2 protein-coding genes are annotated in these 2,192 nt (G+C 45.7%); both read right to left on the reverse strand.

Annotated features, from left to right (window positions below; genetic code table 11):
* Positions 1–862, reverse strand: an 862-nt coding sequence (locus tag DM995_RS21510) for a hypothetical protein (protein WP_157973430.1), incomplete at its 3' end; no start/stop codon positions are given.
* Positions 859–2,192: AAA family ATPase (locus DM995_RS20275; RefSeq protein WP_157973432.1), on the reverse strand; the 1,334-nt coding region annotated here is incomplete at its 5' end. The genes DM995_RS20275 and DM995_RS21510, both read right to left, overlap by 4 nt.

Consider the following 2,192-nt stretch of genomic DNA (forward strand, 5'->3'; position numbering starts at 1 on the left):
TACAAAACCAAGCAGAATCAGCAAGCGCAGCATACAAGGTCCTTCTCCACCCATTAATCGGCAACCGCTCCTCGTTTGCTATCGTCAAAAGATGATCGCGGAAGGATCCAGGATCAAGCTTGGCGAGCGTCGATCTGCGCTGCGAAATGAGCGGAGCGAGCTCTTGCGATACTTTGGAGCGGTACCGCGTACCAAGTTTACAAACTTGGAAATGCTTCTGAACGCGCATCCGGTCCCTTAATGACCAGTGCTCTGGCGGCGCTGCAGTGAAATCGACCACCACCGGAAGCTCCTCACGCACTTTCGCTGACGTCCACTTTTGATCGAACAGATATTCGTCGTCTAAGTACGGATGGAGTGGCTGATGATTAGGATCAGTAGGAAAACTACTACCCAATCCTTTGTTGCAGACAAAACACGCCGGAACTAGATTCTTTGGAAAAACGGAGTATGCAGGGAACCGCGCCTTAGGCAAATAGTGATCAGCTGTCCCAAGCTCTCCCTCAGCCCCCACTTCGCCGACACCTCCGCAATAAGGGCACTCATCATGCGCGCTTACCTTAATTTGATCATAAACTTTTCGCGCATCATCTCGAGATTTAATAACCCCGGAGTCATAAAGTGAGATCAATTCTGCCTTCGACAATGCACCACATATAATGGCGTCTCCTTCGCCATGGTTTGCCCGCGGCAATTCGCACCATGCCCTATCTATCGTTTTACTTTCAAAATCTAAATAAGCCTTAATTACATGATGGCGGTTTTTAGTGCATTTATCCTTAAAATTTAAATCACTCATTTCAGATAAAATCTGGTCGTAAAGATCAATCGATTCATACGGCGGTACGGGAAGCTTTCTCATGATAAATCAACAGCCTCATCACGATTAATTATCATCGCTCTAAGTATGCCACGCGCCTCGTCGCCAAGCTCTTCATTTAATGATTTGACAATATTTTCATATGATCCGCCTCTGTCGACCAGTTCTGCCAAGACAGTGTGAAAGCCAGACCTTTCAACCTCCAGTCCGAATACCTCTCTCGTGAGGACACCCACGTTCTCTCCAAACGTCTCAGTGTCGGGCCGTTTCTTTTCCGAAGCCAGTCTTGTTCTAAAGATCTTCCAAACACAAGTACGTGGTATTTCCTGTAGCACAACTGGTGAGTGAGTAGCAATGATTGCAACTGCATTCCTGGAATGAAGCAACTGGCTCAGACTTCTAATTAAAGCTGATAAGAGCGGCGGATGTAAGTGCCCCTCCGGCTCATCAAAAAGAATTAAAGAGCGCTCTTCAACCTTTGAAACCAACAAAGTCATAGTCAATATCACTATACAGTGACCTGAACTCATCTTTCTAAATAGTGACGACGCACGAACCATTAGTTCATCGCCAGACAATTCAGCAAGATTTGAAAGATTCATTTCAGCGAAATTGCGATCGCTCTCCAGGGTTTTTATCGCAGCAACCCACCGATGCTTCTTCTTTTCCTCGCTGAAGCATTCTACTAGCCCGTCCAAGAACTCGGAGCTGATATTCCCCTTTGACTTAGTAAGGGAAGCACCTTGGTCGCCATCAGAAATTTCCGTCATACCAATATATGTGTACCGACCTGTCCCATCTTCAGGGGGGAGATCAAAAGGATCAAAAACGCTAAAAGCTACGGATACAAGGCTCTTAAAATAGCCGTAATCGAGCGCCGCCCTCGTTTCAAATGAGCTGATCTCGTAGAAAGCCCCGCTGGTATCTTCGGTGCGGGCTATCGCCTTAACCATCGCATTAAGCAGCGTCGTTTTTCCGACTCCATTCCTCCCTATGAGAGCATGCATATTCGTACTTGGAGTTGAATTTGCGTTAACCTTAAAGGTTAAGTCAAATCCTGCGAAATGCTTCGAAGCAGGAAGCTCAAAACCAAAATTGAAATCAGTCAGCAACGTCTCGCCGGTCAAAACGCTCGTAAATTGGTCCTGTATTTCCTCTACATCGACGGTACGTAAATGCGCCGTTCTAAAAACAGGTTCACCAATTGCTGACTTTAATATATCTTTATTCCAGACTACGTCACGAATCGACTCCAAAAATTCCCGCCTCCATTGTTCGTCAAAGCAGGCGAATAATTGTTTATAAAAATTTACACTTACTCCGAGAGAAAAGAATTCCTTTGGTAGTTTATCAAATTCGCGCTGAAGCTTTT

It is taken from the genome of Blastomonas sp. UPD001 (genome assembly GCF_003426715.1).
GTDB lineage: Bacteria > Pseudomonadota > Alphaproteobacteria > Sphingomonadales > Sphingomonadaceae > Blastomonas.